This window comes from Streptomyces rhizosphaerihabitans, from assembly GCF_025399795.1.
Taxonomy (GTDB): domain Bacteria; phylum Actinomycetota; class Actinomycetes; order Streptomycetales; family Streptomycetaceae; genus Streptomyces; species Streptomyces rhizosphaerihabitans.
Map to the genome: position 1 here is coordinate 92596 of NZ_JAODTZ010000021.1, position 26340 is coordinate 118935.

The following is a 26340-nucleotide window of genomic DNA, read 5'->3' on the forward strand; positions in this document are numbered from 1 at the left end:
CCGTCAGCGCCCCCGCAGCCCCGCGCTGATCGTCCTTCCCGCGCGCTGGACCACATCGGCGAGGCGGTCCAGCCGGTGCCCGGCATCGGTGACGGCGGACAGTGCCGCCACCGTGGCACCGCCCGGACCCTTCAGCGGCACGGCCACACAGCACACGCCCGTCACCAGCTCCTCGCGGTCGAAGGCGACGCCCTCCTCCCGGATGACGGCCGCCTCGCGGTGCCAGGTGGCGGGCTGCGGGCCCAGCGGCAGCCGGGGAGGGGCCCCGGCGACCAGAACCTTGCCCGCCGCGGTGAACCACGGCCACACCACGTCGAGGCGCAGCTGATCGCGTACGGCGTCAGGGGCGCCGGCGGTCCAGTCCAGGACCAGCGTCTGCCCCTCCCGCAGCACGTTGACCCCGACCATCGCGCCGGTCATCTGCGCCAGTCGGCGGGCCGACTCCCAGGTGGCCGCCCTGAGCCCGGGGTGCGGCTGCCACCGCTGACCGAGCCGGAAGAGCCTCGGCCCCATCCGGTAACCGCCGGCACACCGCTCCACCGCTCCCAGGTCCACCAGTTGCTCCAACAGCCGGTAGGCGGTGGTCTTGGGCAGGCCGCAGTCCGCCCCCAGCCGGGTCAGACCCGCCACCTGAACCCGCTCCAACGCTCCCAACAACGCGAAGGCGCCCTCCAGTACGCTCCGTCCGCCGGTGTCCGCGGACGGCACGGCGACCGGCACGGCCGAACGGTCCGCGGGCCGTGGCGGGTACCTGTCCGAACCCCTCGTACCGGCTGTCTCCGTGCGTCGCCTCTCATGCGTGTCCATCGACTCGTCACACTCCCCCGATCACTTCCCCGTGTGCGGTCCGGAGGCCGGCCGTCCGTGCGACACACGCACCCGGCCGCCCCGGGCCGGTCATGCCCGGAGCGGTCCGTCCGACGGTCCCGGTCCGCGGTCATGGCCGCGGGCCGGGGCCGGGCACGTGGACACGGGCCCGGCTCTCCCGTCCTGCGCGGCACTTCACTGCCGATCTCGCCTCTTCCGCACCACGGCGGTCGCGGGCATATGCGATTCCGCCGCGCCACCAGCGTGGCCTCCGAGCGTGGGTCGCAACGTTGTCGATAGCTTGTCGCCCAGCACTTGCGGATGCGCGACGGTGAAGGGCGATCTGCACGGGGGTGCGGACATCGTGGTGGAATTACGGCTGCTGGGCCCGGTGGAATTCGCGGAGCACGGACACGCGAGGGAAGTGGGTCCACCGCAACGACGTGCCGTGCTGGCGGCACTGGCCGTCGACACCGCACTGCCCGTGGCGACCGACGTACTGATCACAAGGGTCTGGGGCACGGAACCCCCGGACGGCGCGCGGCGTGCCCTGCACGCTCACATCGCCCGGATCCGGCGGCTCTGCGAGCAGTTGGGCGAGGTGGACGACGTACGGTTCCGGCTGGTGCGGCGCTCCGGCGGATACGTCCTGGAGGCGGGCCCGGACCAGGTGGACATCCTGCGCTTCAGGCACCTCGTCGGCCGGGCCCGGGAAACGAGGCGGTCGGACGAAGCCCGGGCGTCCCTGCTGCGGGAGGCCCTCGGACTCTGGCGCGGTGAACCGCTCGCCGGGCTGAGCGGCCAGTGGGCGGCACGGGTGCGCGAGGCATGGCGACGGCAGCATGTGGACGCCGCCGTCGGATGGGCCCGGCTGACGCTGCGGGCCGGTGACCCGGTCTCCGTGATCGGCCCGCTCGGCGACCTGCTCGGCGAGTATCCGCTGGTGGAACCGCTCAGCGAGGCCCTGATACGGGCGCTGCACGCCGCGGGACGCGGCGCGGAGGCCCTCGACTGCTACGCCGCTCTGCGCCGACGGCTGGCCGAGGAGCTCGGCTCCGATCCCTCTCCCGGACTCCAGGATGTCCACCAGGCCATCCTGCGCGGCAGTCTGTCCGCGCCTCCGGCCTGGCCGACAGCCACCGGCGCGGCGGACGACACCGCCGTCGCGACGCCCCCCGAACCACCGACACCTCCGGCACCGCCACCGCTGCCCACCGCGGCAGCCCGGTTGGGCGAGTTACCGGCCCAACTACCCATGGGTGTAAGGGGCTTCACCGGCCGCCAGGACGAACTCGCGCATCTCGACGGACTCCTCGCGGCGACAGTCGGCCAACCACGGGCCGTGGTGATCTGCGCCGTGTCCGGCACCGCGGGCGTGGGGAAGACGGCACTGGCCGTTCACTGGGCACGCACCGCACAAGGCGCCTTCCCCGACGGGCAGTTGTACGTGAACCTGCGCGGATTCGCCCCGGGCGGGCCGGTCATGGGCCCGGCGGAGGCCGTGCGGGGCTTCCTCGACGCCTTCGGTGTGCCGCCGAGCCGCATTCCGGTCGGCCTCGACGCGCAGGCGGGCCTCTACCGCAGCCTGCTCACCGGGCGGCGTGTCCTCGTCGTGCTCGACAACGCCCGCGACGCCGAGCAGATCCGCCCCCTGCTGCCCGGCTCACCCGGCTGCATGGCACTCGTGACCAGCCGCAACCTGCTCACCGGACTGGCCGCCGCCGAGGGCGCCCACCTCCTCGCCCTCGGACTGCTCACCCCCGACGAGGCACGGGACCTGCTGACCACCCGGCTGAGCGCCGACCGCACCGAGGCCGAACCGTCAGCCGTGCGGGAGATCGTCGACCGGTGTGCCGGACTGCCTCTCGCGCTCGCCGTCGTGGCCGCGCGGGCCGCCGCTGATCCCCGGCTGCCGCTCGCCCGGCTCGCCCAGGAGGTACGCCTGGCCGACAGCCGGCTCGACGCCCTCGACGGCGGGGAGCCGACCAGCCAGATACGGGCCGTTTTCTCCTGGTCGTACCACGCCCTGAGCCCCGAGGCCGCCCGGGTGTTCCGCCTCATCGGGCTGCATCCCGGGCCCGACACGGCGCTCCCGGTGGCCGCCGCGCTGGCCGGGGCGCGACCGGCGGAGATACGTCCGCTGCTCACGGAACTGGTGCGCGGGCACCTTCTGACCAAGACCGCCGCAAGCCGGTACTCCTTCCACGACCTGCTGCGCGCCTACGCCGCCGAGCTGGTCGCCACGCACGACAGTGCGACCGTCCGGCACGACGCCACGCTCCGGATGCTGGACCACTATGCGCACACTGCGCACCGAGCGGACGTACTGCTGACCCCCCAGCCCCGTCCGGCACCGCTCCCACCGCCTCAACCAGGATCCGAACCGCTGGAGTTGATGGACCATCAGCAGGCCCAGGAATGGTTCACCAGCGAGTTTCCCGTGCTCCTCGCCGCCGTGCACCGGGCCGCGGCCGAGGGCTTCGACGCGCACACCTCGAGACTCGCCTCGGCCCTCACCACCTTCCTCGACCGGCACGGACACTGGCGGGCGCTCGCCACCGTGCAGACCGCCGCCCTGGACGCCGCCCGGCGGCAGGGCGACACGGCGGGCCAGGCGGACGCGCACCGCGGACTCGGCCTGGCTCACGACCGGCTGACCCGGCGCGACGAGGCGCGCACCCACTACCTGCTCGCCCTCCAGTTGTTCGGCGCGCTCGGCCACCACGCCGGACAGGCCCGCACCCACCAGCACCTCGCCCGGATGAGCGCCGCGCAGCAGCTCCACCAGCAGGCCCTCGCGCACGCCCATCACAGCCTCACGCACTACCGGGCGGCCGACGACCGGGCCGGGCAGTCCGCCGCCCTCAACCACATCGGATGGATGCACGCCCAGCTCGGCTACCAGGAGAAGGCGCTGGTCCACTGCCGGCAGGCACTGGCCCTGGCCGAGGAGACGGGTGATCTGAACGGCCAGGCGCACACCTGGGACAGCCTCGGCTACATCCACCACCGTCTTGCCCAGTACGCCCAGGCCGTCGCCTGCTACCAGCAGGCCGTCGCCCTGTTCCACCGGACCGGCGACTTCCACAGCGAGGCCGCGGGTCTCGTCTGCCTCGGCGACATCCACCACGCCTGCTCCGCCCCACGCGCCGCGCACGGCGCGTGGGCGCGGGCTCTGGCCATCGCCGACCAGCTGGGCCTCGCCGACACGGATCCGCTGCGCGCCGGCCTGCTCCCCCGGCTCCGTCTCCCCCACATACGCGCCACGGGCGAGCGAGGCCGTCCCGGCGGCGCCTGGTCACCCCACCGGCCGGGCTCGGCCCTGGCCTGAGGCTTGAGGCCATGTACCGCAGAAAACGACCGAGGGGCCGACATCGTAATGTCGGCCCCTCGATCTTCGAGTAGCGGGGACAGGATTTGAACCTGCGACCTCTGGGTTATGAGCCCAGCGAGCTACCGAGCTGCTCCACCCCGCGTCGTTGAACTCAACTCTACGTCATCTTTTGCGGACCGAAGACCATGATCACCCGAGCACGGGCGCCGGAGCGCGTCTCCGGCCCCGGCGACCGGCCGGCCAGGGACCCCGACAGGCCCGATGCGCCCCGCGCGGGACAGGCCGGGGCCGGGCCCCGCTTCGGCCCACAGCGGCTCGCGTCCGCTCCGCTCCGCTCCGACCAGCCGGTTTACGGTTGTGCGGAACGGAACGGAACGGGACGGAACGGGACGGAACGGGACGGACAGTGTCACACGTCGGTGGGCAGACCGCTGGCCTCGGCGATTCCGCGCAGTTCCTCGTCCTGACGGTGGCGCTCTCCGATGAAGTCGGCGATCTCCCTGCACCGCTCCGGATCATCGGCGGTACCCGAATCCGTGACGACCCGGACGACACCGATCTCCTCGGTCTCCAGCTCGACGATCCGGTTGTCCAGTCGTCCCGTGACGGCTACGGCGACCACGAGGGACGCCTCGTCACGGACCTCCTGCGGGACGCTGTCGGGTTCCGCGCCGTCCAAACACAGTTCGATCGCTCCCGCCCTCTGTTCCCTGATCGCCTCGAGCACGGGCTCGACCATGCGCAGCAAGAGCGCGTAGTCCGCCGGATCCATACGCAGGCGGAGCATTTCGAGGTACAGGTCGAGGGGCCGGTCATCCGGTGCCTGTTCTGATGCGTCCATGGAGCTTCGCCTTCCCCAATGTGGACGACATGATCGCGTCTCCCACCAGCATGCTGTGAATCGGCGCACACCGCCGGTCGAGATTGCCGCCCCGGACGCGGCCGAGGGGGCCCGTGCCCTGTCAGCACAGGCCACGAGCCCCCTCAGAACTCATCCGTCAGGACTCGTCCGTCCCGGCCGGTCCGTGTCACCTATAGATGCGGCGGATGCGGAGAAGCACCACGAGGCCCCCGATCACGCAGATCCCGCCGATCGCGGCCGGCCACAGGTTCGCCCCGGTTTCGGCGAGCCCGCCGCTACCGACCGCCTGCGGCTGCTCGGCCCCCGATACGGCCGACGGATACGATCCGGCCGCGGGTTCCGTCTGCGCGGGCGTACCGACCTCGCCGTCCTGATCGTTGCCCGGGGTCGTCACATCGGACTTGGGCTCCACGCTGACGGGCGGTGCGTCGTCGCCCGCCGGCTCGGTGCCAGGCGCTCCGGCCGTGGGCTCCGCGGTCTGTCCGCCGCCATTGTCACCGGGGGCCGCTCCCCCCGCACCCTTGGACGGGTCGTCCGCGGTGGGCGCCGGCTGCTCCGAGGGGTTCTCGGAGGGGTTCGGATCCGCCTCGGACGGGTTCGGGACCGCCTCGGACGGGTTCGGGACCGCCTCGGAGGGGTTCGGATCCGCCTCGGAGGGGTTCGGATCCGCCTCCGACGGGTTCGGGGCCGCCTCCGAGGGGTTCGGCTCGGCGCTCTGTGACGGCTGCGGCTCACCGGTACCGGGGTCCTGCGGCTGCTCGGCTCCCGCACCCGCGCCGCACTTCCGGCCGCTGTTGATGCAGTCGACCATGTCCTTCATGAGGCCTTCGTCGAAGACGTTGATGAAGTCGCCGTGGTCCGTGACCGGCTTGTGCAGCTGCTCGGGGAAGGAGTCCACCGCGAACAACGGTGACGTACGGCCGCCGTCCTGCAGACTCGGCGCACCAATGGCGTAGACGATGCGCTGGACCAGCTGCGGAATGGCCTTGAAGCCGCCGGGGCAGTTGCCCTCGGCGTCCGCGAAGGCCACGTGGGTGCGGTGGTTGGCGCTGTCGATGTTCGCGCCGTCCCAGCAGCTCTGGAACTTGAAGGTGCGGACCACGTCGCTGCCCTGCGGGCAGACCGGGTACTTGTCCTTCAACTGCCGGTCCTCGAAACCGGTGCAGCTCCAGGAGGCGTTGGCGTTCTTGGTGCCGTTGACGAACGCCTTGGCGTCGCCGGTGATGATGCGCAGCAGACGCGGCATGGCCGTGACCTTGCTGCGCGGGCTGCCGACGAAGGTCAGCGTGACCTGCTTGGGCGTGACGATCTGACCGGCGTTGCCCTCGGTCCCGCCGCCGGCGGCGTCGGCGTCCCGTTCGCGGGTGCCGTTCTGGAGCCGCACCACGGGCCAGTAGTACGAGGACTTGTCGCCCTTGTCCTGGCAGGACGTGTCGGCCTTGGCCAGGTCGTCGTCACTGGCGAAGGCGGTGTTCGACTGGTTGCCGACGTAGTCGTGGAAGTGGTGGGCGCCGTTGGTGACGCCGGGAGCGACGATCACGTTGTCGGAGTTGAACAGTCCGTTGGCGTTCACCCCGCAACTCGTGGCGAACTCGCCCTGCGAGGCGTCTCCCTGGGGCTGCGGGGTCTGCACGTTGGGCTGGACGGACTTGATGTCCGCGAAGTCGGCGACCACGGGGCCGTTGCCGACCGGAGCGGCGCCGCCGCCCTGCTGGCCGCCCTGATTCTGGGGCGGGCTGCTCTGATCCTGCGGTGCGCCGCTCTGGTCCGACGGCGCGCTGCTCGGAGCGGCGCTCTCCCCGCTGCCGGGCTGAATGCCGGAGGGACGCAGTATGCAGGCCGCGAGACCGTCGAGACCGCTCGGCGGATCCCCCGCGGCGTCGATGGCGGCCACGATGCGGCCGATCGACTCGGCCCGCTTCTCCTTGAGCGGATTCATGATGGCGTCGGCGCCGCTGTCGCCGTTCTGCTGCATCTGATCGGCTTTTGCCTGGAGTTGCTGGTAGGCCTCGGCGATCTGCTGGTCCATGACCGCGAGTTCCTTGTCGACATCCCCCTTCGCGGCGTCCGGGACCGTCTTCAACTGGTCACCGACGTCAGGGCAGTCGATGGTGGCGGATCCGGCGGCCAGGACGTGCACGCCCAGCGGGTCGCCGCCCGCCCCGGTCTCGGTCGCCGATGCGTAGACGTTGACTGCTACCAGTCCGCCTCCGCCCAATATCAGTGCGAAAGCTGCAGAAGTCGCGCGTCTTGCGCCCGTGGGGCGTCTGCGCGTGTTGCGTCCCAAGGTGGTGCTCCTACGCGTCGTGGTCGGCTCGGCATGGAAATCCCCCAGCCCTATACGCGCGCAGGTTTCGTTGTGTTCAACCGTCCCTCGCATTCACAGTAACCCCGTACGGAGCAACGGCCCGAGGACGGTTCGGCAAGCGTCGGAAGACCGGCCCGTCCCGCGCGGACCGGGCAGAGCAAGGGCGGCCCGCGGCACCTCCGCGGTTGCACCGGACACGGAGCGGTGGCCTGATGGGAACACTGCACCACGCGTACGCCCTGGACGCGGCCCCTGCCATGCCCCGGGCAGGTGGGGCAGGGTCAGGTGCTCCGCCGCTTCCACCGTGGGCACGACCAGGGCCGCGGTGTGAGGCGGGTGAACAGGTGGCGGGAGCAGGGATCGACTACAGCGGTGTCTTCCACGCCCTGCCCGGCATGGTCGCGCTGCTCACCCCGCAGCTGGTCTTCGTGGACGCGAACGAGGACTACCTGACCAACTCCGGCCGCTCCCGCGAGCAGTTGGTCGGCCGGTACCTGTTCGACGTGTTCCCCGACCGCCCTGACGATCCGGCCGCCAACGGGATGCGGAACCTGGAGGCGTCCCTGCGCCGGGTGGTGGAATCCGGGGAGCGCGACGCCATGGCCCTGCAGCGCTACGACGTGGAGTCCCTGGACCGGCCGGGCGTCTGGCAGGAGCGGTACTGGAGCCCGGTCAACGCCCCCGTGCTCGGTGAGGACGGCACCGTGGTGCTGGTGGTCCACCGGGTGGAGGAGGTCACCGAGCTCATCCGTGCCCGCGGCGAGCCGGCGACCGGCGACCGGACCCCTGTCATGGAGGCCGAGTTGTACACCCGGGCCCGGGAGCTGCAAGAGGTCAACGACCGCCTGCGCCGGGCGCACGCCCGCGAACGGGAGGTCGCCGTCGCCCTCCAGGACGCGCTGCTGCCCTCACCGCACCAGGTGGGGCTCCACCATGCGGCCGTGCGCTACCGGCCGGCCACGAGTGCGCTGAACGTGTGCGGCGACTGGTACGACTTGGTGGCGCTGACCGGCGACCGTATGGCGGTCGCGGTGGGTGACGTCGTGGGGCACGGGCTGTCCGCCGCCTGTGTCATGGGGCAGTTGCGCAGTGCCCTCAGTGCCGCGTCCCGTGCCTCCAGAGGTCCCGCCCGAGCACTTGACGTACTCGGGCTGTACGCGCGTTCCGTCGAGGGCGCCGAATCCACGACAGCGGTGACGGCCTGTATCGACTGGGAGGCCCACACCATCACGTACAGCAGTGCCGGACACCTCCCGCCGGCCCTCCTGCGTGACGACGGGAGGGTGGATTTCCTGGACCGGGCGACCGACCCGCCGCTCGGAGCCCGGCCGGAACACGTGGCGCGCCCCGAGGCCACCACGGACTTCGCGGCGGGCGACACCCTGGTCCTGTACACCGACGGGCTGATCGAACGCCGTGTCGAAGACATCGACGTCGGCCTCGGACGCCTCGCCGCCGCTCTGACCCATAACCGGGACGCCGAACCCGAGGCGCTCGCCGACGCCCTCCTGTCGGGCCTGATCCCGCCCGGTGGCGCCACCGACGACACGGCCCTGGTGATCCTCCCGCTCTGAGCGGCACCGGCGGCGGACGGCGGTGGCTGCCGACGGACTGCGGCTACCGGCGGCAGCCGGTTGTCGGGGGGGCTGTCGGTCATCGGCGGCCGGCGAACGGCGTCACGCGGTGGCCGCATGGGTGAGGCGGTGCGAGCGGACCACCGCGAGCACGCACCCGGCGAGGAGTGCGGCTGCCAGGGCGGCCAGATCGCAGAGCGGCACGGTCGCCGCCGGTCCGGCCGCCAGGGCGCGGGGCGGTACCCGCCCCTCGGGGTCGTAGACGACGGCGAGCACGTCACCCGGCCGAGTGGTCCGCCCGCAGCCCTGCCGGATGCGGACCTTGATCGGTACACCGTCCCGGGCGACCACCGAGCACAGATAGCGCGTGCTGCCCGCGCCCGTCCGCCCGTCGCCCTCGACGGAGGTGACCACCATGGGCGCCACTCGCTCCCCGTCCGCCCGCACCAGGCCCGCCGCGGCCTGCGGGGCCTGGAGGGCGAGACACACGCCGAGCACCGCGACGATGCCGACCAGTGCCCGCCCCGCCCGCACACGAACGAGGTGAAGGACGAGGGCTCCGGCGCACACGAGCCCCGCCTCACCACTGGCCAGTACGGGCACCCCGGTCCGATCGCCGACGACCCCGACGCCGACGATCGACCCGGCCCCCAGAACCCCGGCGAGGACCCCCTCCCCCACCAGCCACCGGGGCGGCCATCCGACGAACTCGGCAGGCCCCCACACCGTGCTCCGCAGGTGCGCTGTCAGGTCCGGCTCCGGGGCGAGCGGAGGACGAAGCCACCCGCGCATACCGTCCCACCCCCAGCGTCGTTCCTCGTCGGTCAGCGCCTCGTATCCTGCCGTTCGCGCGCGGGCCGGGGCTCTGCCTCCGTCCGGAACAGATGGAGTGGGCAACGTTTCCGGGAGTCGGCAGCGAAGCCTCCCGTCCGCACTCTCCGAGAGCCGATGGCCACCCCCACATCGAAGTGACGGTACGTCACATATGTTGGCTGAGAACGGTGTTGGCCTCCGCGCGTCCTCAGTTCCGGGGTCGCTGCGCCAAGGACTTCGCCAGCAGCAGGCGTCCGCTCGCGCCGGCCAGCAGGAGCCCGGCCACCATGGAGACGAGACAGAGGGCCGGGCCCGAGGACCAGTTGACGGCCGGGGCGCGACAGGCCAGCACGACGGTCACGGTGACGGCCGTGCCGGGCAGGGCGATCAGGGCCGGGCCGGTGCGTCCGAGGTCGTCCTCGGCGAGCGCGCCGAGGACGCCGACGCCGAGGGCCAGTGCCCACACACCGAGCGCCTGCGCGTCCGGGCGGTTGACGCTCCACGGCACGAAGTCGGCCCAGAAGCCGGGCCGGGCCAGCAGTCCCGTACCGATACCGAGCCAGGCCGAACCGAGCACGGCCAACGCGGGTTTCGACCAGCCGGGAAGGGGCGCGCCGCGTGGGCCGAGCGGCTGGGCGGGGGTGAGGTACTGCCAGGCCAGCGCGATCAGGGCGCACACGCACAGCACGCCGAGCGTGAACAGCCAGCCGAGACTGAACAGCACCGGGACGACCGAGCCGCCCCGTGCGATGTACAGGTGCCCGGCGTTGAGCAGGCTCACCGTGAAGAGGCCGACCAGGACCACGGCCAGCGGGTGGACGAGCGCGCGGGCCTCGTGCCAGCCGCGGGCCCGGCTCACCGCGAACAGTCCCGGCGCGGTGCCGAGCATGGCCGCCCCGATCAGCCCCGGAGTCAGCGACTCCGGGGAGCGCCACGCGCCGAAGACGTGCCCTGTGAGGGCCACCGCCGCCAGCAGCCCGCCGACGAGAACGCTGACCACGCCGACGGCGGTGGCCAGCATCGCCACCCCCGGAGTCAGCGGCCGCCCGCCGACGGCTAGGGGTCCCCCAGCGCGTCCGGTGGCGCTCAGCGCCGCGTCCTGCGCCTCCTGCGACTCTTGCCCCTCTTGCCGCGCCTGTTGTTCCTGCCGCTCCTGCCGCTCCTGCCGCTCTGGTGCGTTTCGCGGAGGCTGCCGCGGGTGTCCCGTGGGGTCGTCGTGCCGGGGCAGGTCTGATGCGTTCGGCATGGGGACTCCGTTTCCGGACGGGGACCACGACGAGGTGGACGAGGTGGCTGAGAGAAATGAGGGAGACGAGAGGGGACGGGGGGTTACGAGACCGGCGTCGAGAGGCGGGAAGCCGAACCGGGTGCGGGTACGGCCCGCTTGAGGACCTCGCGTGCGTACATGACGCGCACGCTCACCATCAGGGTCGCCGTGACCGCCATCGCACCACAGCCGATCGCCGCCCCGGCGGCCAGCGCCGTGAGCCCGTCGAGCCCCAGTGATCGTTCGAGGATCGGAGCGGCCCCGGCCGACAGCACCGGCGCCAGGCACAGGGCCGCCCAGTGCAGACGCCACTCCTCCCGCGCCCAGAGGCGGCCTTCCCGGCCTGCACGCCGGGCGCACACGGCCATCACGGCGTACGTGCCCGCGTACGGCAGGAGATAGGCGAGCAGGAGCCGTCGCCCCTGCGTGCCGTGGTCCAGCGAGGCGCGCGCGATCCAGGTCAGCGCGGCAGCTCCGGCCAGGTGCGCGACGGCCAGGGCGGGCACAGGGGCCCAGGACCGCGACACGCCGGCGACCGTCGTGCGCCGGTCGAGGGAGCGCGAGGCGATCAGCGCGCCGAACGCGACGATCGAGCCCAGGTGCATGGTGGCCACCTGGTTGATCTCGGCCATGGACAGGCCGGGCAGGATCAGAGGCAGGCCGCCCCACTCGAACCTGAGCAGCGGGGCGGTCAGCAGGAACCCGTAGCACAGCAGCATCCAGCGCTGGTGCAGGTCGGGAAACCCGCCGACGGCGGCGAGCACACCGAACGTCACGCTCATCACGGTGCCCACCAGGATGGTCGCGAGCACGATCCAGAAGGCGGCGCCGCTGAAGGCGTCCTCGGGAGCCGTGCGCGCGAGATACAGCGCGGCGCCCGCCATCGAGGCGTACACGGTGACCGCGAAGACTGTCCCGAGAACCCGGTGCAGCCGCGTGCGGCGTCGTACGGCGGTGAGCACCTGCGCGGGGCCCAGCAGCATCAGCACACCGCCGAGTACGGAGTGCACGATCATCGGCACGAGGCTGTGGCGGTACGGCCCGATCCGGGTGGCCAGCGCGTCGGCAACGTAGCGCGGCGAGACCACGTGCGCCAGGATCCACTCGCCGAACGCCGGCGCGCCGGGACGCGCGTACGGCCACAGCTCGGTCATCGCGATCGGCGCGTAGCCCACGCACACGACCGATACGGCTATCAGGGCGACGCGACGCCAGGCGTTCCCGGTTGAACGACGCACGACAACTCCTTGCCCGTGGTCACGACCCGACCATCGATAGTCTCGTTTGGACTATCGAGACGGTAGGGGCCGTCCACCACCCGGGTCAACGGTCTGTCGTGTCCCCGTCCCCGTCCGTGTCCTCACCCCGGCGCTGCACCCATTGCCAGAAATCGATCATCATCCGCTCGTACCGGATACCGAACTCCAGCGCGTCCCGCTGCCCGCGCGTCAGCAGCTCTCCGACGCTTTCGGCGAGTTCCTCGTAGCCGTCCAGGGTCCGGTGGTGCTCGTCGAGCTGTACGGGGCCGAGCAGTTCGGGCCGGCCGCCGAACCACAGTTTGAGGATGCCGCGTTCCCGCGCCTCGACCGGGACGAAGGCGGGGTCCTCCAGCCAGCCCCGCAGAGCCGCCCTGCCCTGGTCCGTCAGCGTGAGCACCCTGCGGTTACGGCCGCTCTCCTGTCGCACCTGCGACAGGAGCCCGGCTTCGAGGAGACGGTCGCACTGCGCGTACACCTGCGCGTGCGGGACCGACCAGAAGGGCGCGACCGTACGCGCCGCCTCCACCTTGACGTCGTACGCGCTGGCCTCGCCCAGCTTGTCGATGGTGCCGAGGACGAGATACGAGGCGGTGGTCAACCGAGCGTCAGCCATGGGGCGACCGTATCGCCACGCGATCACCGGGTGGCAGGCACCGTCAGGTCCGGCCACCACCCGGCAGGCTCCGCCCGACGGGAAGAAGATCCGGGTGCCCGGCACAATGCGGGGTACACGGGCGATCACACAGCCGACCGCACTTCAGGCCCGCGGAGCACCCGCACTAGGAGTTCCTGTGACCACCTTCGTCATCACCGTTCCCGGGACGTTCGTCCACGGCCTCTCGGACGTCTCCCGTGCCGACGTGGAGCGCAGGCTTCGCCCTCAGGACCCGCAGAACACGGACCTGGGCGAGAGCGAGGAACTGAGCCTGCTGACCGTCGACGAGAACAACACGTTCTCCGTCCGGCTCGAAATCGAGGCGGCGGACCGGAGAAGCGCGGAAGCCGAGGCTGTACGGCTCGTCTCCGGCGCGCTCCGCGACAGCGGCCTCTCCGAGGACGACGCCCCGCTGGGACCGGCCGCCGTCACGGGGATCGACCGGGAATTCTGACGGCGCGCCGCTGCGGCGTTCCCGGGGACGCCCGCGCTCCCCGGACGACCCGACCGCACTCTCGGCTCGGGCAAGCGCACCCTTGGACGGCCGGGCCGGGCTCAGCCCGGTCGTACGACGCTGTGGATGGCTGCCTGTCCGACGTAGTTGATCGACTCCTCGGTGATCCGCGCTCCGGGACTCGGGGCATGGATCATCTTGCCGTCACCGACGTAGATACCGACGTGGCTCACGTTGGCGTGGAAGAAGACCAGGTCACCCGGCTGGATGCCGGTGAGGGAGACCGCCGGGCCGACCCCCGCCTGGTCGGGCGTCGCGCGGGGGAGCATGACCCCGGCACTCTTCCACGCCGCCTGGGTGAGACCGGAGGGGTCGTAGGAACCGGGTCCGGACGCCCCCCACACGCACGGCCTGCCGACCTGCGCGCGGGCGAAGGCGACCGCCTCCCCGGCCCTGCTGTCGTATCCGACGACCGGCGGGGCTGCGGCGACCGGCGGGGCTGCGGCAGCGACGAGGCTGTCGATGCTGAACCCCGGATTCGTGTCGACGGTCCCGGGAGCGGCGGGCCACACCTGCTCTTTACCGGTCCGCAACGACTGCCGCCAGGCGTCGTCGACCGGCGGGGGCGCGGGCTCGTACGCGGAGGCCGGAGGCGCGGGCTCGTACGCGGGCGGCATGGGGGCCGACTCATACGCGGGCGGCATGGGGGCCGACTGGTACGCGGTGGGCCGGGGGGCCGACTCGTACGCGAGCGGCAGGAGCACCGAACTGTACTCGGGCGGCGGGGGCGCCGGCTCGTACGAGGTGGGCAGCGGCGCCGACTCGTAGGCAAGCGGCAGAAGCACCGACCTGTACTCAGGGGGCGAAGGCGTCGGCTCGTAGGAAGTAGGCACGGGCGCCGGCTGGAACGAAGGGGGCACCGGGGCCGACTCGAAGGCAGGGGGCATGGGCCCCGTCCAGAACGCGGCGGACTGGGGCGCCGGCGCGTACGAGGTGGCTTGGGGCGCCGACGCGTACGAGGTGGCCTGGGGGGCCGACTGGAACGCGGCGGGCTGGGGCGCCGACTGGAACACCGCGGGCTGAGGCGCGGGCTGGAACGAGGGGAGCCGGGGTTCCTCCACCGGCCGGTACTCGACCGCCGGGGCCTGTACGGCCGGCATGCTCTGCCGCGCCGTGTGTCGCGACAGCAGCTCCTGTGCGGCGGCCAGCTTGCGCCGCGCCGTGTCCTTCTTGAGGTGCAGCGAGGACTTCTGCGACGCGGCCGCCGGAGCGGGCGCCGCGGGAAGGCTCGCGCGGGCGGCAGTCTCGGGTGCCGGTGCAGCCGGGGCACGCCCGGCCGTCATCTCGGCCACCGGTCCCGCGGTCAGTTCAAGGACGGGGCGCGCGGTCAGTTCCGGAGTCGGACCCGCGGTCAGCTCTCGTACCGGTGCCGCCGTCAACTCGGCCACGGGCCGGCCGGCTTGCTCCAGTTGATACACCGTCGGGAGCTCCGCGGGGAGCTCCTTCGGACGTCTCGCACCCTCCGTCGGACGGCCGTCTTCCCTGCCACGGTCCGGCTGTCTGTCGGCCGGCAATACGGCCGGGGCCGAGGGCCCGAAACGGGAGCGCGCTCCGTCGAACCACTGCCGCATCAGGGCTTCCTGAGCGGGATCGACATCGCCACGTCCTTGGTCGGCACGTCCTTGGCCGACGGCGCGCCGGTCGGACGTGCGGGTGGAGTTCGCCAGGGCGCGGGTCGCGTTGAAGTTACCGGTGGCGTTCTCCGCCTGGTCGTAGAGGGACGAGAGCCGTCGGCGGACTTCTTCGCCGCTGGGCGGGGTGCGTTCCGGCGCCATGGAGTGGTGCTCCTTCCGTCGTCCGCCTACCGGGTTAGCTGTCGGGTTCGGGCGGACGGTTCCGGAAGGTATGCCCTACGACCCCTGCCTGGTAAGGCAGTTGGGTCGATTCACCCCAAGTTCGGTGGGTCCCCGGCTCCAGCTGCCACGAGGGCAGGCCGGACTCGGCGGAGGCCGCACCGCCCGGCGAGCTTCGCCGGAGGGAGTCGGGCGGCCTGGTCGCCAACTTAGCCATGTTGTGCACCCGATGTGAAGATCCAGGTCCCAGATGTCCGATACGTTTTCGTGACCTTCATCGCATTACCTCGCAGCGCAACGGTGAGGACACACCCCGTGCTCGAAACGGCGGCTGAGCATGCCTGTTGGGGCGAGGGAACCCACCGCCGCCCCGACCCGAACCCGGATGCCTGTCCCGCAGTCCGAACCAACTCGGTCCAGAACCCTGCCCGACCGGGCGCAGACCGACGGCCCCGGCCCGCGCTCGTACGCCCGGCCGTCTCGGACTTGTCGAAAGTGCGCGCAGAACCCGCTTTCCCCGACATCTCGTTCGACATCGACGGCGCCCGTTGTTCACACTCTGACCGGTTCTGGCCGAGCTGGCCGGATGACCGATGGGGACACGTCCCGGCCGTACCTTCGAGGCACGTCAGACCACGAGAGCGAGTCGAGGATCCCCACGTGCACGATGCGCCGATCTATGCCCAACTGATTTCCGAACGCGGCGACATACCGACGCTCGTACGGAGCGAAGCCCGTCGGCTGCAACGCGACTTCGAGTGGATCCTCAGCTGGGATCCGTCGACGGGCGCCCCGCTTCCCGCTTCCGCCGCGCGACTGGCGTCCGGCGCCCGCCGCCCCTTCTCCACCGGCCCCGACCCGGACGACCGGCTGGACTCACCCGGCCACTGACGACGGGCTGGACCCGACCGGCGACGGACGACCGCGGGAGTCGACCGGAGATCGACGACCGGCTGGACCCGACCGGCCGTCAGAGAACGTCGGGTTCGCCGCCCGGCCGTTCGACGGAGAGCAGGTCGGGCCCGGCGTCGATCCGGGACACCAGGTCGGCGACCGTCGCACCCGTCACCCGATGCCAGGTCCGCGCGCGTCGGAGCATCGCGTGGTCACCGCCCTCGACCCGCACGGCGCTCGCGGAGGAGCCCGCCTCCGCGGCCCGGCGGACGAGGGCGAACGACTCCGCCGGGCCGGTGACCCGGTCACGGTCGCCGTGCAGCACGATCACGCGCTTGTCCCGGAGGTGGGCGACCGGCTCGCCCTCCGGGCACCAGGGCGCGAGGGCCACCACGGCCCGGACCTGCGGCGCGGCCGCGGCACGCAGGGCGGCGCGACCGCCCATCGAGTGGCCCACGAGCACGACCGGCACCTCCCCCACCAGATCGGCGAGTTCGGCGAGCGCCCGCAGAACATCGGCGAGGGGGTCGGCGTCCGCACCGTTCCATCCTCGGTGGCGGTAACGCACCTGCCCGACGAACGTGTCCTCGTCCGGCAGGGCCCGCGCCACGGCACGCACGAAGGGCCGCATCCGCACGCCTGCGACATTCCACCGTCGCGACGGGGCCTTGCTGTCCGCGGTGCCCCCGTGCAGGATCAGGACGGCAGCGCGCGTCGGAACCGAATCCGGACCGGCCGTGCGGCGCGGCATCAGCGCCGCGGGTGCGCCGGTCGCGTCGGGCCGGGACACATCATCGGCGGACATCCGCCCAGGGCCTCGCATGACACCTCTTCACCTTCAGGGCTCTTCTCCACGCCCCGCACTCGACCGAGAGGAGGGATCGTTTCACGACCACTGGACATCCTTGACATCCTCCCCGGCCTAAAGGCCGGGGATTCCCGTCTGCACCCAACCGGTCGGCTGGCAGCTTCGGGTGGGTTCCTGCTTCTTCCGCACCGCGGTGCGGGTTGCGCGCTGTGCCGGCACGAGTGCCGGTCTTACCTGCGCTCCACGGGCGTTTACGGTCTCCGCCTGTCCAGCGGCGACCTTCGATCCTTCGGTGCGGATGTTGCGGGCCGCATTGACGTCGCGGTCGTGGACGGTGCCACAGCCGGTGCAGGTCCATTCCCGGACCGCCAGGGGCTTGGGGCCGTCCTTGACGCCGCAGGCGGAGCAGAGCTGCGAGGACGGGAAGAACCGGTCCACGCGGGTGAAGGTGCGCCCGTACCGGGCGGCCTTGTACTCCAGCATCCCGACGAATGCCGACCATCCGGCATCGTGCACGGACTTGGCCAGGCGTGTGCGGGCCAGGCCCTTCACCGACAGGTCCTCGACGTGCACCGCTTGGCTCTCGCGGATCAACGTCGTGGACAGCTTGTGGTGGAAGTCCCTGCGCGCGTCGGCGACCCGGGCGTGAGCCCGTGCGACCTTCACGACGGCCTTCCTGCGGTTCGCCGAGCCCTTGGTCTTGCGGCTCAGGTTCTGCTGCGCCTTGCGGAGCTTCTTCTCCGCGCGGCGGAAGAACTTCGGAGCGGTGATCTTGCGGCCGTCGGAGAGGACCGCGAAGTGTGTCAGCCCCAGATCGATACCGACCTCACCCGTGGTCTGGGGCAGCACCTTGGATGTGTCCGTCTCGACGACGAAGCTCGCGAAATACCGGCCGGCCGCGTCTTTGACCACGGTCACCGTGGACGGCGTCGAAGGAAGGCTGCGGGACCACTTCACCGTGACGTCGCCGATCTTCGGCAGGCGCAGCTTCCCGCCCGGCGTGATCGACCAACGGGCGTTCGCGGTGAAACGGACCGCCTGCCGCCTGTCCCGCCTCGACTTGAAGCGCGGGGCGCCCATGCGTGGGCGCTTGCCCTTCAGGCCGTCGAAGAAGTTCGTGTACGCGGCATCCAGGTCCCGAAGGGACTGCTGCAACACGACGGCGGACACCTCGCCCAGCCAGGCCCGCTCGGGCGTCTGCTTCGCGGCAGTGATGAGCTGCTTCGACAGGTCGCCCGACTTCGGGAACGGCAGACCGTCCCGGCGGGCGTCCTCCCGGGCCCTCAGCGCGTCGTTGTAGACCACCCGAGCGCAGCCGAACGCCCGGCTCAGCGCGATGCGCTGACCGGGGCCCGGCTCGATGCGGAAGGCATACCTGAGCTGCACAGCCCAGACCGTACCAAGTTGTTCTGCGGCAGAAATGCAGGACATCCGAACGGGCAGACACTGCGTTTTCGCCCTTCACGCCCACTTGGTCTTCGTGACGAAATACCGCCACAAGGTGTTCACCGACCATCACCTGACCCGCCTCGAAGAGGCCATGCGCGCGGCGTGCGAGGACTTCGAGGTGGAGCTGGTCGAGCTCAACGGCGAGAGCAGTCACGTCCACCCCCTCGTGAACCTCCCGCCCAAAGTAGCCCTGTCCAAGCTCGTCCACAGCCTCAAGGGCGTCAGCTCCCGCAGGATGCGCCAGGAGTTCCCCGACCTCGTGCGGCACCACTACCGGGCCAACAACTGTGGTCCGGTTCCTACTTCGCCGGATCCGTCGGCGGCACCCCACTGCCGATCGTCCGTCAGTACACCGAACAGCAAACCGTCCACTCCAGCCTGCCCGTCAGAGCACTTCTCAGAATCGCTTCACCCCCGGCCCAAAGGCCGGAGCACCGCAATTTGTCCCGGTAGCACCTTGCACGTCCTCGCGGTGGTGTGGCGGTGCCGGCCAGAGGAGCGGAACGGAGCGGGCGGGACGTCATGACCGGCCCCTACTCCGAGTCCTCGGGCCACGCGGGGCGGCCGTTGCGCCACGCCTGGTAGAGACGCCACAGGCGCGCGGCCCGCGGGCAGCGCCCCGACTCCCGTTGGCACGTGCGGCAACTGCCGACGTGACCGACGTACGCGGCCTCGGGGGCGTCCCGCCCCGGTTGCGGATTCGTCATGGCCCTCGGCACCCGTCGGCGCGACGTGCACGAGCGCATCGTCGCTTCTGATGCCGTACTTCCGGCCCGGGGGCAGCGGCGGATGCACCGGCCGAGGACCGATTCCCGCTTGCCGTCGCGACGTGCTCCCCGCGGTCGACGCACACCGGAGGATCGGACGATCTGGTGATCAGACGAGCAGCACACTGCTGGATGCCTGCCACCGGATGGCAATCACCCGTTGCCGGTCACGAGTCGCGGGTCTCCAGTCCCTGATTCCCTGTACCGGCGTCAGTCGAGGATTTCGACCTCGTCCTCGGCCACCGCAGGGAACGGCTCGTCGAACTGGGGTCTGCGGACGGTCAGATGAGCCACCTCGAAGTCCATCTCGGTGGCCTCGGGGGGCGGCGGCGGGTGGTAGCGCCCCGCGCACACGGACAGGTTGACGATGAGATAGGCGTGCCAGGCTCTGCCCACCCCGCGCCGGTCGTCGAAGGCGCGGATTCCGTTGACCCACCACACGACGCGGCGTGCGCCGAACTCGACCACGAGGTCGACCCAGGCACCCGGCTGAACGGCCCGGTCACGGTAGTAGTGGTGGGCGACGCGTACATGGTTGGAGAGTTCCAGCAGGTCGGGGTTGTCGGGGTGGTATTCGAAGACGTCGATCTCCTGACCGCCGTCCCGCCACGTCCAGATGGCCGGCCAGGCGCCGGTCACCGTGGGCAGCCTGACCCGTGTCTCCAGCACATCTCCCGTGCGGAGCATGAACCCGTCCGTGCTGCCCTCCGTGGTGAGGAGGCCCGCGTTCCAGTCACCGTCCGGTCGCCGGGTGGCCCGGAAGCGACCCGCCCGGCAGTAGGCGGGGTCGCTCACCAGATGGTCGAGTTTGCCGTCGCCCGGATTGACCGGCCCGCCGTCGGGATAAGCCCAGGAGTGGCCCGCGACCCATTGACGAGTCGAGGCGAAATCCGCCGTGAAAACGACATCGGACACGCGGCGCTCCTCGATGACGGCGTTTCGCGTACGATCCAGGTTCTCCCCAAGGCACCTGCACCCACACCCCGTTCACCGCGACCCGCCACAAAACAACCCTTCGGGGTGAACCAGCCGCACTCCGGCATACCGTGCCATGTCTGCACCGGCTTACTTGCGCCCCGGCAGCCGCCCATGCGCTCGGCGCGCGTCAGACCGACGAAGGGGCGCTCATGCCCCTTCCACCCACCACCACTCTCGAAATCCTCGCCGCCAGCGGTCGCACCGAGCGGATCCGCAACACCGCCCGGACCCGTCTGAAGCGGCAGAGCCGACGCTGACCCGCGCGTCACCTTCCACGCCGGCCGAACACGTCACCGGTCCACCGAATCGAAGGGCTCGTCGTGTCGGCGCCAACACGGGCCAGGAAACAGCAGCCGTGGTGCAGTCGGCTCAGCATGGTTTCGGTCTGGCCGACTGCCTGGCCGGGCGCCGCATCTCGGGTGCCCGGCCAGGCTCCGTCCGGCTACAGGTACGGGCGGGTGATCAATTCGATCGCGTGGCCGGCCGGGTCCTTGAAGTACACGCCCCGGCCTCCGTGCTCGTTGTTGATCTCGCCCGAGCGTCGCATCTGGGGATCGGCCCAGTGCTCGATGCCATGGCCGCAGAGCCGCCGGTACGCCCGATCGAACAGCTCGTCGTCGATCAGGAACGCGTAATGCTGCATCTGGATCTCCACCGGCGGCTCGGCGAACTGCAGCAACACACCATCGGGCAGCTGGATGTTGGTGAACGGGCCCCAGGAAGGCGCCTCCGGCAGCTCCAGCAGATCGCGGAAGAAGCGCGCCGACTCATGGCGGTCCTTGGAGGCGATGATGGTGTGGTTGAACGTGACGGTCATTCGGCTTACCTCGGTATTGTTCGGCACGGAAGAAGGACTCGCGGTGCACTTGCACCGGGAGGTCCGCGTGCCGAACCGAGGGGATGCCTTCTGCGCCCCCGCTGCGTGATCAGCCCTCCACCGGATGGCCAATCCGTGTGTGGCGCAGCGCCGGTCCGGTGTTCACGTCGGTGACCCTACTCAATCCGACCGACCACGACAATGTGCGGCTCTCGGGCTGAGCCGCACACGAGGCAGTTACCTGGCCGCCCAGCATCGAAGTGGCCCAACAGGCTTACCCAGAGCTGGAGTTCACCGTGGGCCCTTGAGCCGGCGAACCGAGTTCGCTCGCCGGGTAGGAGGTCTGGTTCGCCGCGAGTGGTGGAAAGGGCGGTGGCCGGATCACGTGGGCGGCAGACTGGCCGCCATGACGTCACCGGATCACAAGGCCGACCTTCACCGTTACCTGCAGTCGGCTCGTGATGCCCTGCTGTGGAAGCTCGAGGGCCTCTCGGAGTACGACATCCGCCGCCCGCTCACACCGACCGGTACCAACCTCCTCGGCCTGGTCAAGCACGTGGCCACCATGGAGCTGGGCTACCTCGGCGACGTCTTCGGACGGCCGTCCGGTGAGCCGCTGCCCTGGCTCGAGGACGGTGCCGAGCCGAACGCGGACATGTGGGTCACGGCCGACGAGTCACGCGAGCACATCGTGGGGCTCTACCGCCGGGCGTGGGCACACGCGGACGCGACGATCGACGCGCTGCCGCTGGAAACGACCGGCAGGGTGCCGTGGTGGCCCAAGGGGAGGGACGAGGTGACGTTGCATCATGCGGTGGTGCGCGTGATGGCCGATGCGCAGCGGCACGCCGGGCATGCCGACATCGTGCGGGAACTCATCGACGGCGCTGCCGGGATGGACGAGAGCGACGACAGCATGGCGCCGGGCGACTCTGCATGGTGGGAGAGCTACAGGAGCCGGCTGGAGAGCACGGCGCGGGAAGCCGGCAAAGACGTGTAGCACCGTGAAGGCTCAACCGGGACGTCCGGCGGCTTCGGGGGGAGGCCTGGCATCGGTCTGCCGGTGCGACGGGTGCGGCCCCCGGTCAGGTGGTGGCGATGCCCGGCCCGACCGGTCTTGTCGGGTTGCCGGCCGGAGGGTGGAGCGGGAACGTCACCCGCACATCGAGTCCGCCCGATTCCAGCGCCTTCGCGGTCAGGACCGCGCGGTGTGTCGTCGTGATCGCTCGCACGATGGCCAGCCCGAGTCCGTGTCCGTCCGGATGCCGGGTGCGTTCGGTGTGCAGCCGCTGGAACGGCACGAACAGCCGGTCCATGTCGTCGTCCGGGATCACGGGGCCGGTGTTGGTGACGGTGATGCGGGCGCCGTGCTCGGACGGCGATGTCGTCACGCGCACATGGCCGCCGGCGAGGTTGTGCCGGATGGCGTTGTCGACCAGGTTGACGACCAGGCTTTCGACCAGCCGCCCGTCGCCGGCCGTCGGAGCCTGGGCGAGTGCGGTGTCGATCCGGACGCCTCGTCGCTCGGCCTCGGGCCGCCGGACCAGAACCGCCTCCGCGGCGATCACGCCGAGGTCCAGCGGCTCCCACTCCTCGATGCCCTGCTCGCTGCTGGCCAGCGTCAGCAGCGACTCGATCAGGCGTTCCTGGGCCGCGCCGAGCATCAGGAGTTCCTCGCAGGTCGACCTCAGCGTCTCCGCGCTCGCGTCCGGATCGGCGAGCGCCACCTGCAGCAGCGCCCGCTCGACGGTCAAGGGTGTCCGCAGCTCGTGGGAGGCGTTGGCGACGAAATGGCGCTGCGACTGGAACGCCGCGTCGAGCCGTTCGAAGAGATCGTCGAGGGTCGCGCCGAGTTCCTTGAACTCCTCGTAGGGACTGTCCAGCCCGATCCTCGAGTGCAGGTTGCTGGCCGAGATCGCCTGGGCGGTCGTCGTCATCGTACGCAGTGGCCGCAAGGCCCGACCGGCGATGATCCACCCGAAGACGACCGAGGCCACACCCGTCACCGCAAGGGCGATCCCGGAGGAGACCAGCAGCGTGTGGAGGTCGTTGCCGTGCTGGCGGTCGGCGATGGCCGCGCCGCCGGGCACCTGTCGGCCGTCCATGACAGGCACCGACTCGCGCGTCGAGCGTCCGGTCCAGAACAGTCCGAAGACGAAGGCGAGCAGAATCGTGCCGGAGACGAAGAACACGCTGCCGTACAGGAGGGTCAGCCGCCCGCGCAGCGTACGGCGCATCACGCGAGCGCGATCCGGTAGCCGCCCTCGCGGACGGTCTCGATCAGCGGCGGTTCGCCGAGCTTCGCCCGCAACCGGCCGACCGTGGTCTTGACCGTGTTGGTGAACGGGTTGGCCCTCTCGTCCCACACGCGTTCCAGCAACTCCTCGGTCGATATCACGGCGCCGGCGCGGCTGAGCAGGCACTCGAGCATCGCGAACTCCTTCGGGCTGAGGGCGAGGCGTCGGCCGGCCCGGAAGGCAGCCCGGGTGCTGGGGTCCAGCGTCACGTCACCGCACTCCAGTGTGGGCGGCAGCGCGGTGGTGGCGCGTCGTCCCAGTGCCCGGACGCGGGCCACCAGCTCGGAGAAGTCGAAGGGCTTGGGCAGGTAGTCGTCGGCGCCCAGGTTCAGGCCGGTGACCCGGTCCTTCACGGTGCTGGCGGCCGTCAGCATCAGCACCCGGGTCGGCGAGTGCTGTGCGACCAGGCGGCGGCACACGTCGTCGCCGTGCACCCGGGGCAGGTCACGGTCGAGGACGACGACGTCGTAACGGGTGACCGAGAGATGTTCGAGCGCGGCGTCCCCGTCCAGCACGACATCGACCGCCATGCCCTCACGGCGCAGCCCGGTACCCAGGGTTCGCCCCAGCACCTCGTGATCTTCGACAATGAGCACCCTCATGGTGCTCAAGAATGCCAGCCCGGCGGTCACACCGCGGTCACAGAAGCTGTGCCCGGGGTGTGACCGCCGGGCGCGTACAACCGGGTTCCATGACTCACGACACTGTGCTGGTGGCCCGGGGCCTCGGCAGACGATTCGGGCGGCGCTGGGCGCTGTCCGACTGCACGCTCGCCGTGCCGGCCGGGCGGGTGGTCGGCCTGGTCGGCCCGAACGGGGCCGGCAAGACGACGCTGATGCGCCTCACGGTCGGGCTGCTCACCCCGACGTCGGGCACCGTCGAGGTGCTCGGTCACCCACCGGCGCAGAACCCGGCCCAACTCGGCCGCGTCGGGTTCGTCGCGCAGGAGACTCCGACCTACGCGAACCTGACCGTGGCCGACCATCTGCGCCTGGGCGGCTGGCTCAACGCCCGCTGGGACAGCGACCTCGCGGAGCGCCGCATCCAGCAGTCGGGCCTGGACCCCCGGCAGCGGGCCGGCCGGCTCTCCGGCGGGCAGCGCGCCCAACTCGCCCTCACCCTGGCCGTCGCGAAACGGCCCGAACTGCTGGTCCTGGACGAGCCCGTGGCCAGCTTGGACCCCCTCGCCCGCCGCGAGTTCCTGCAAGGCATCAGCGAGGTTGCCACCGAGCACGGTGTCAGCGTCATCCTGTCCTCGCACCTCGTCTCCGACCTGGAGCGCGTCTGCGACTTCGTGATCGTGCTGGTGGCCTCCCGGGTACGGGTCGCCGGGACGATCGAGGATCTGCTGGCCACCCACCACCGCCTCACCGGGCCGGCTCATCACACCACGGCCGGCGTCGAGGTCGTCGAGGCACACCACACCGACCTGCACAGCACCTTGCTGGTGCGCTCCGAGGAGCCGATCGACGATCCGGCGTGGACCGTCGAACCGGTCAGCCTCGAAGACGTCGTCCTCGCCCACATGGGCACGGAGGACCGCTCATGATCCGGCTCACCTGGCGCCAGTTCCGCACTCCCGCGGCCGTGGCGTGCGGCGCACTGCTGGTGGTGGTCCTCCTCGCCGCCCTGACCGGCCCCGGCCTCGCCCATGCCTACTCCACCACCACGACCGCGTGCCGCCAGGCGGGAGACTGCACGTCGGCCATGGCGGACTTCTCACACACCGACGGCGTCCTGCGCACGGCGCTCGGCACCCTGGTCACCATCGTGCCCGCTCTGCTCGGCATGTTCTGGGGCGCTCCGCTGATCGCCCGCGAGATCGAGGGCGGAACGATCCCACTGGTGTGGACACAGAGCGTCACCCGCACCCGCTGGCTCGCCGTCAAGCTCGCGGTCGTCGGCCTGGCGGGCATCCTCGTGGCAGGGCTTCTGAGCCTCGTCGTCACCTGGTGGGCCCACCCGCTGGACCAGGCCGCTGCCGCCGCCTACGACACGTTCGGCGAGCGTGACCTCGCACCGATGGGATACGCGGCACTCGCGTTCGTGATCGGTGTCACCGCGGGCATGCTGATCCGCCGCACGGTTCCGGCGATGGCACTGACACTGTTCACGTTCGTGGTCGTGCGCGTCGGCATCGCCTACGGGATCCGGCCGCGCCTCATCAGCCCGGCGCACCGGACCCTGGCCCTCGACCCGGCCTCGACCGGCTTCGGTTCCTCGATCTCACCGGACGGCATGTTCAACGCGCTGTTCAACGGCGGTCCGTCGAGCGCACTGGAACCCGCGACACCGAACCTGCCGAACGCCTGGATCTACTCCACCCGGGTCGTCGACGACGCCGGGCACGACCTGACGGACAAGGTCCTCGACGCGGACTGCCCCGGTATGGCCTCCGGTGGCGGCGGGCCGGCCGTTCCCGGCCATGTCCCGGTCTCGCAGTCCGCACAGCAGCAGATGCAGGCATGCATCTCCAAGGTCGGCGCTACCTACCACGAACTCGTGACCTACCAACCGGGCAACCGCTACTGGGCTCTCCAATGGCAGGAACTGGCGCTCTGCGGCACGGCCGCACTGCTCCTCGCCGCGTTCTGCGTGTGGTGGGTGCGCCGCCGCCGGATCGCCTGACCACGCACGCGCCTCGGCCGGGTTGCCCGAGGGGATCTCGTCCTCGGGCAACCGGCCTACCGGACCACTTCTGGCAGATGGGGACATCAGCCGAGAGTCACGGGGGCTGCCGCACGAACGGGTGACATCTTGAGCTGGCCTGCCCTGTGGGGCAGGTGGAAAAAATGTCGCTGTGCCAAAGCACCGGCCGTGACGGGCCGTCGTCATCCATCTGGAGAGGCCGGCTCAGAACGTCGGCGTTGTCGGCGTCGATCAACTGCGACAGGCCGACGCATCGCGAGAGCATCACGTTCGGGATCCGCAGCATCCGGGCCCCGCCCCGGCCGGCACCACACCGCCGGCCTCTACCAGGTGCTGCAACAGCGGGGTGCGGCGCTGGTGGCGCACGGTCAGCCCCGGCACTTGCTCGGCGAACGTCATCTTCGAGCAAGCGGCGTTCTCGCAGTACAGGCGGCGATCCGCACCGTGCTCGGACGCTCAGGTGTCAAGTGACCTGACGCGGAGCATGGACGAGCG

General features: G+C 71.1%; 22 protein-coding genes, 1 tRNA gene, 1 pseudogene and 1 riboswitch. Of the genes and pseudogenes, 8 read left to right on the forward strand and 16 right to left on the reverse strand.

The features are described from left to right. Window positions 1-3: 3 nt before the first annotated feature. On the reverse strand, window positions 4-720 hold the full coding sequence (locus N4G66_RS21910) for an IclR family transcriptional regulator (protein ID WP_261705848.1): 717 nt from the start codon (window positions 718-720) through the stop codon (window positions 4-6). Window positions 721-1108: 388 nt separating this feature from the next. Between N4G66_RS21910 and N4G66_RS21915 the strand changes: the two genes are divergently transcribed. After that, on the forward strand, window positions 1109-4138 hold the full coding sequence (locus tag N4G66_RS21915; RefSeq protein WP_261705849.1) for an AfsR/SARP family transcriptional regulator: 3030 nt from the start codon (window positions 1109-1111) through the stop codon (window positions 4136-4138). Between the two features lie 71 nt (window positions 4139-4209). Here the strand turns inward: N4G66_RS21915 and N4G66_RS21920 are convergent. The 3 genes from N4G66_RS21920 to N4G66_RS21930 all read right to left on the reverse strand — a co-directional run bounded on the left by N4G66_RS21920 (window position 4210) and on the right by N4G66_RS21930 (window position 7224). Beyond that, window positions 4210-4283: transfer RNA gene (locus N4G66_RS21920), tRNA-Met, on the reverse strand. A 267-nt stretch (window positions 4284-4550) separates the two neighbouring features. Then, the gene (locus tag N4G66_RS21925; protein ID WP_261705850.1) at window positions 4551-4982 is read right to left on the reverse strand and encodes a hypothetical protein; all 432 of its coding nucleotides are present in this window, start codon (window positions 4980-4982) and stop codon (window positions 4551-4553) included. Between the two features lie 187 nt (window positions 4983-5169). Further along, window positions 5170-7224 (reverse strand): DUF1996 domain-containing protein, encoded by a 2055-nt coding sequence (locus N4G66_RS21930; RefSeq protein ID WP_261705895.1) that lies wholly within the window; start codon window positions 7222-7224, stop codon window positions 5170-5172. A gap of 431 nt (window positions 7225-7655) precedes the next feature. Here N4G66_RS21930 and N4G66_RS21935 point away from each other — a divergent pair, with 431 nt between their 5' ends. Continuing rightward, complete coding sequence (locus tag N4G66_RS21935) at window positions 7656-8885, forward strand: PP2C family protein-serine/threonine phosphatase (RefSeq protein WP_261705851.1); 1230 nt, start codon at window positions 7656-7658, stop codon at window positions 8883-8885. Window positions 8886-8987: 102 nt separating this feature from the next. On the opposite strand, the gene N4G66_RS21940 is transcribed toward N4G66_RS21935, so the two are convergent. The 4 genes from N4G66_RS21940 to N4G66_RS21955 all read right to left on the reverse strand — a co-directional run bounded on the left by N4G66_RS21940 (window position 8988) and on the right by N4G66_RS21955 (window position 12837). After that, window positions 8988-9677, reverse strand: a complete 690-nt coding sequence (locus N4G66_RS21940) for a hypothetical protein (protein ID WP_261705852.1) — start codon at window positions 9675-9677, stop codon at window positions 8988-8990. A gap of 229 nt (window positions 9678-9906) precedes the next feature. Continuing rightward, window positions 9907-10944 carry a hypothetical protein gene (locus N4G66_RS21945; RefSeq protein ID WP_261705853.1) on the reverse strand — a complete coding sequence of 346 codons (1038 nt, stop codon included), beginning with the start codon at window positions 10942-10944 and terminating at the stop codon, window positions 9907-9909. Window positions 10945-11027: 83 nt separating this feature from the next. Then, window positions 11028-12203: a DUF2306 domain-containing protein gene (locus N4G66_RS21950; RefSeq protein ID WP_261705854.1), complete on the reverse strand. Its 1176-nt coding sequence runs from the start codon at window positions 12201-12203 to the stop codon at window positions 11028-11030. 85 nt (window positions 12204-12288) lie between these two features. Further along, a complete protein-coding gene (locus tag N4G66_RS21955; protein ID WP_261705855.1) occupies window positions 12289-12837 on the reverse strand; it encodes a PadR family transcriptional regulator in 549 nt (182 codons plus the stop codon). Between the two features lie 178 nt (window positions 12838-13015). Between N4G66_RS21955 and N4G66_RS21960 the strand changes: the two genes are divergently transcribed. Next, window positions 13016-13333: a hypothetical protein gene (locus N4G66_RS21960; RefSeq protein WP_261705856.1), complete on the forward strand. Its 318-nt coding sequence runs from the start codon at window positions 13016-13018 to the stop codon at window positions 13331-13333. A gap of 101 nt (window positions 13334-13434) precedes the next feature. Here N4G66_RS21960 and N4G66_RS45945 read toward each other — a convergent pair whose 3' ends face one another. Continuing rightward, entirely contained in the window at window positions 13435-15168 is a 1734-nt protein-coding gene (locus N4G66_RS45945; RefSeq protein WP_391858851.1) for a C40 family peptidase, read from the reverse strand. Window positions 15169-15175: 7 nt separating this feature from the next. Continuing rightward, window positions 15176-15348: riboswitch (cyclic di-AMP (ydaO/yuaA leader) on the reverse strand. 498 nt (window positions 15349-15846) lie between these two features. On the opposite strand from N4G66_RS45945, the gene N4G66_RS21970 reads away from it, so the two are divergent. Beyond that, window positions 15847-16077 (forward strand): hypothetical protein, encoded by a 231-nt coding sequence (locus N4G66_RS21970; RefSeq protein ID WP_261705857.1) that lies wholly within the window; start codon window positions 15847-15849, stop codon window positions 16075-16077. A 79-nt stretch (window positions 16078-16156) separates the two neighbouring features. On the opposite strand, the gene N4G66_RS21975 is transcribed toward N4G66_RS21970, so the two are convergent. Further along, window positions 16157-16903, reverse strand: a complete 747-nt coding sequence (locus tag N4G66_RS21975; protein ID WP_315903675.1) for an alpha/beta hydrolase — start codon at window positions 16901-16903, stop codon at window positions 16157-16159. Window positions 16904-17002: 99 nt separating this feature from the next. After that, window positions 17003-18274, reverse strand: a complete 1272-nt coding sequence (locus N4G66_RS21980) for an RNA-guided endonuclease InsQ/TnpB family protein (protein ID WP_261705858.1) — start codon at window positions 18272-18274, stop codon at window positions 17003-17005. Between the two features lie 34 nt (window positions 18275-18308). Between N4G66_RS21980 and tnpA the strand changes: the two are divergent. Further along, window positions 18309-18700, forward strand: a pseudogene (tnpA, locus tag N4G66_RS21985) (IS200/IS605 family transposase); the annotation flags it as partial. 170 nt (window positions 18701-18870) lie between these two features. Here the strand turns inward: tnpA and N4G66_RS21990 are convergent. From N4G66_RS21990 to N4G66_RS22000, 3 genes are all read right to left on the reverse strand, one after another. After that, window positions 18871-19044 (reverse strand): hypothetical protein, encoded by a 174-nt coding sequence (locus N4G66_RS21990; protein ID WP_261705859.1) that lies wholly within the window; start codon window positions 19042-19044, stop codon window positions 18871-18873. A gap of 270 nt (window positions 19045-19314) precedes the next feature. After that, on the reverse strand, window positions 19315-20019 hold the full coding sequence (locus N4G66_RS21995) for a beta-glucanase (RefSeq protein ID WP_261705860.1): 705 nt from the start codon (window positions 20017-20019) through the stop codon (window positions 19315-19317). Window positions 20020-20524: 505 nt separating this feature from the next. Then, on the reverse strand, window positions 20525-20899 hold the full coding sequence (locus N4G66_RS22000) for a VOC family protein (protein WP_261705861.1): 375 nt from the start codon (window positions 20897-20899) through the stop codon (window positions 20525-20527). Window positions 20900-21305: 406 nt separating this feature from the next. Here N4G66_RS22000 and N4G66_RS22005 point away from each other — a divergent pair, with 406 nt between their 5' ends. Further along, entirely contained in the window at window positions 21306-21899 is a 594-nt protein-coding gene (locus tag N4G66_RS22005) for a DinB family protein (protein ID WP_261705862.1), read from the forward strand. A gap of 85 nt (window positions 21900-21984) precedes the next feature. On the opposite strand, the gene N4G66_RS22010 is transcribed toward N4G66_RS22005, so the two are convergent. Together N4G66_RS22010 and N4G66_RS22015 are read right to left on the reverse strand one after the other, a co-directional pair. Continuing rightward, window positions 21985-23136, reverse strand: coding sequence for a sensor histidine kinase (locus N4G66_RS22010; RefSeq protein ID WP_261705863.1), 1152 nt, complete (start codon window positions 23134-23136; stop codon window positions 21985-21987). Beyond that, on the reverse strand, window positions 23136-23798 hold the full coding sequence (locus tag N4G66_RS22015) for a response regulator transcription factor (RefSeq protein WP_261705864.1): 663 nt from the start codon (window positions 23796-23798) through the stop codon (window positions 23136-23138). Before N4G66_RS22015 ends, N4G66_RS22010 begins: the two co-directional genes overlap by 1 nt. A gap of 89 nt (window positions 23799-23887) precedes the next feature. Between N4G66_RS22015 and N4G66_RS22020 the strand changes: the two genes are divergently transcribed. Both N4G66_RS22020 and N4G66_RS22025 read left to right on the forward strand, forming a co-directional pair. Beyond that, window positions 23888-24745: an ABC transporter ATP-binding protein gene (locus N4G66_RS22020; protein ID WP_261705865.1), complete on the forward strand. Its 858-nt coding sequence runs from the start codon at window positions 23888-23890 to the stop codon at window positions 24743-24745. Beyond that, window positions 24742-25824, forward strand: coding sequence for an ABC transporter permease (locus N4G66_RS22025; RefSeq protein ID WP_261705866.1), 1083 nt, complete (start codon window positions 24742-24744; stop codon window positions 25822-25824). The genes N4G66_RS22020 and N4G66_RS22025 overlap by 4 nt, the downstream gene beginning before the upstream one ends. Window positions 25825-26340 lie beyond the last annotated feature (516 nt).

What these genes read in the sequence shown, in the direction of transcription:
- N4G66_RS21925 (WP_261705850.1), bottom strand. Translation starts at nt 4,982, where the DNA reads ATGGACGCATCAGAACAGGCACCGGATGACCGGCCCCTCGACCTGTAC.
- N4G66_RS21940 (WP_261705852.1), bottom strand. Translation starts at nt 9,677, where the DNA reads ATGCGCGGGTGGCTTCGTCCTCCGCTCGCCCCGGAGCCGGACCTGACA.
- N4G66_RS21945 (WP_261705853.1), bottom strand. Translation starts at nt 10,944, where the DNA reads ATGCCGAACGCATCAGACCTGCCCCGGCACGACGACCCCACGGGACAC.
- N4G66_RS21955 (WP_261705855.1), bottom strand. Translation starts at nt 12,837, where the DNA reads ATGGCTGACGCTCGGTTGACCACCGCCTCGTATCTCGTCCTCGGCACC.
- N4G66_RS45945 (WP_391858851.1), bottom strand. Translation starts at nt 15,168, where the DNA reads ATGGCGCCGGAACGCACCCCGCCCAGCGGCGAAGAAGTCCGCCGACGG.
- N4G66_RS21975 (WP_315903675.1), bottom strand. Translation starts at nt 16,903, where the DNA reads ATGCGAGGCCCTGGGCGGATGTCCGCCGATGATGTGTCCCGGCCCGAC.
- N4G66_RS21990 (WP_261705859.1), bottom strand. Translation starts at nt 19,044, where the DNA reads ATGACGAATCCGCAACCGGGGCGGGACGCCCCCGAGGCCGCGTACGTC.
- N4G66_RS22000 (WP_261705861.1), bottom strand. Translation starts at nt 20,899, where the DNA reads ATGACCGTCACGTTCAACCACACCATCATCGCCTCCAAGGACCGCCAT.
- N4G66_RS22005 (WP_261705862.1), top strand. Translation starts at nt 21,306, where the DNA reads ATGACGTCACCGGATCACAAGGCCGACCTTCACCGTTACCTGCAGTCG.
- N4G66_RS22010 (WP_261705863.1), bottom strand. Translation starts at nt 23,136, where the DNA reads ATGCGCCGTACGCTGCGCGGGCGGCTGACCCTCCTGTACGGCAGCGTG.
- N4G66_RS22015 (WP_261705864.1), bottom strand. Translation starts at nt 23,798, where the DNA reads ATGAGGGTGCTCATTGTCGAAGATCACGAGGTGCTGGGGCGAACCCTG.
- N4G66_RS22020 (WP_261705865.1), top strand. Translation starts at nt 23,888, where the DNA reads ATGACTCACGACACTGTGCTGGTGGCCCGGGGCCTCGGCAGACGATTC.
- N4G66_RS22025 (WP_261705866.1), top strand. Translation starts at nt 24,742, where the DNA reads ATGATCCGGCTCACCTGGCGCCAGTTCCGCACTCCCGCGGCCGTGGCG.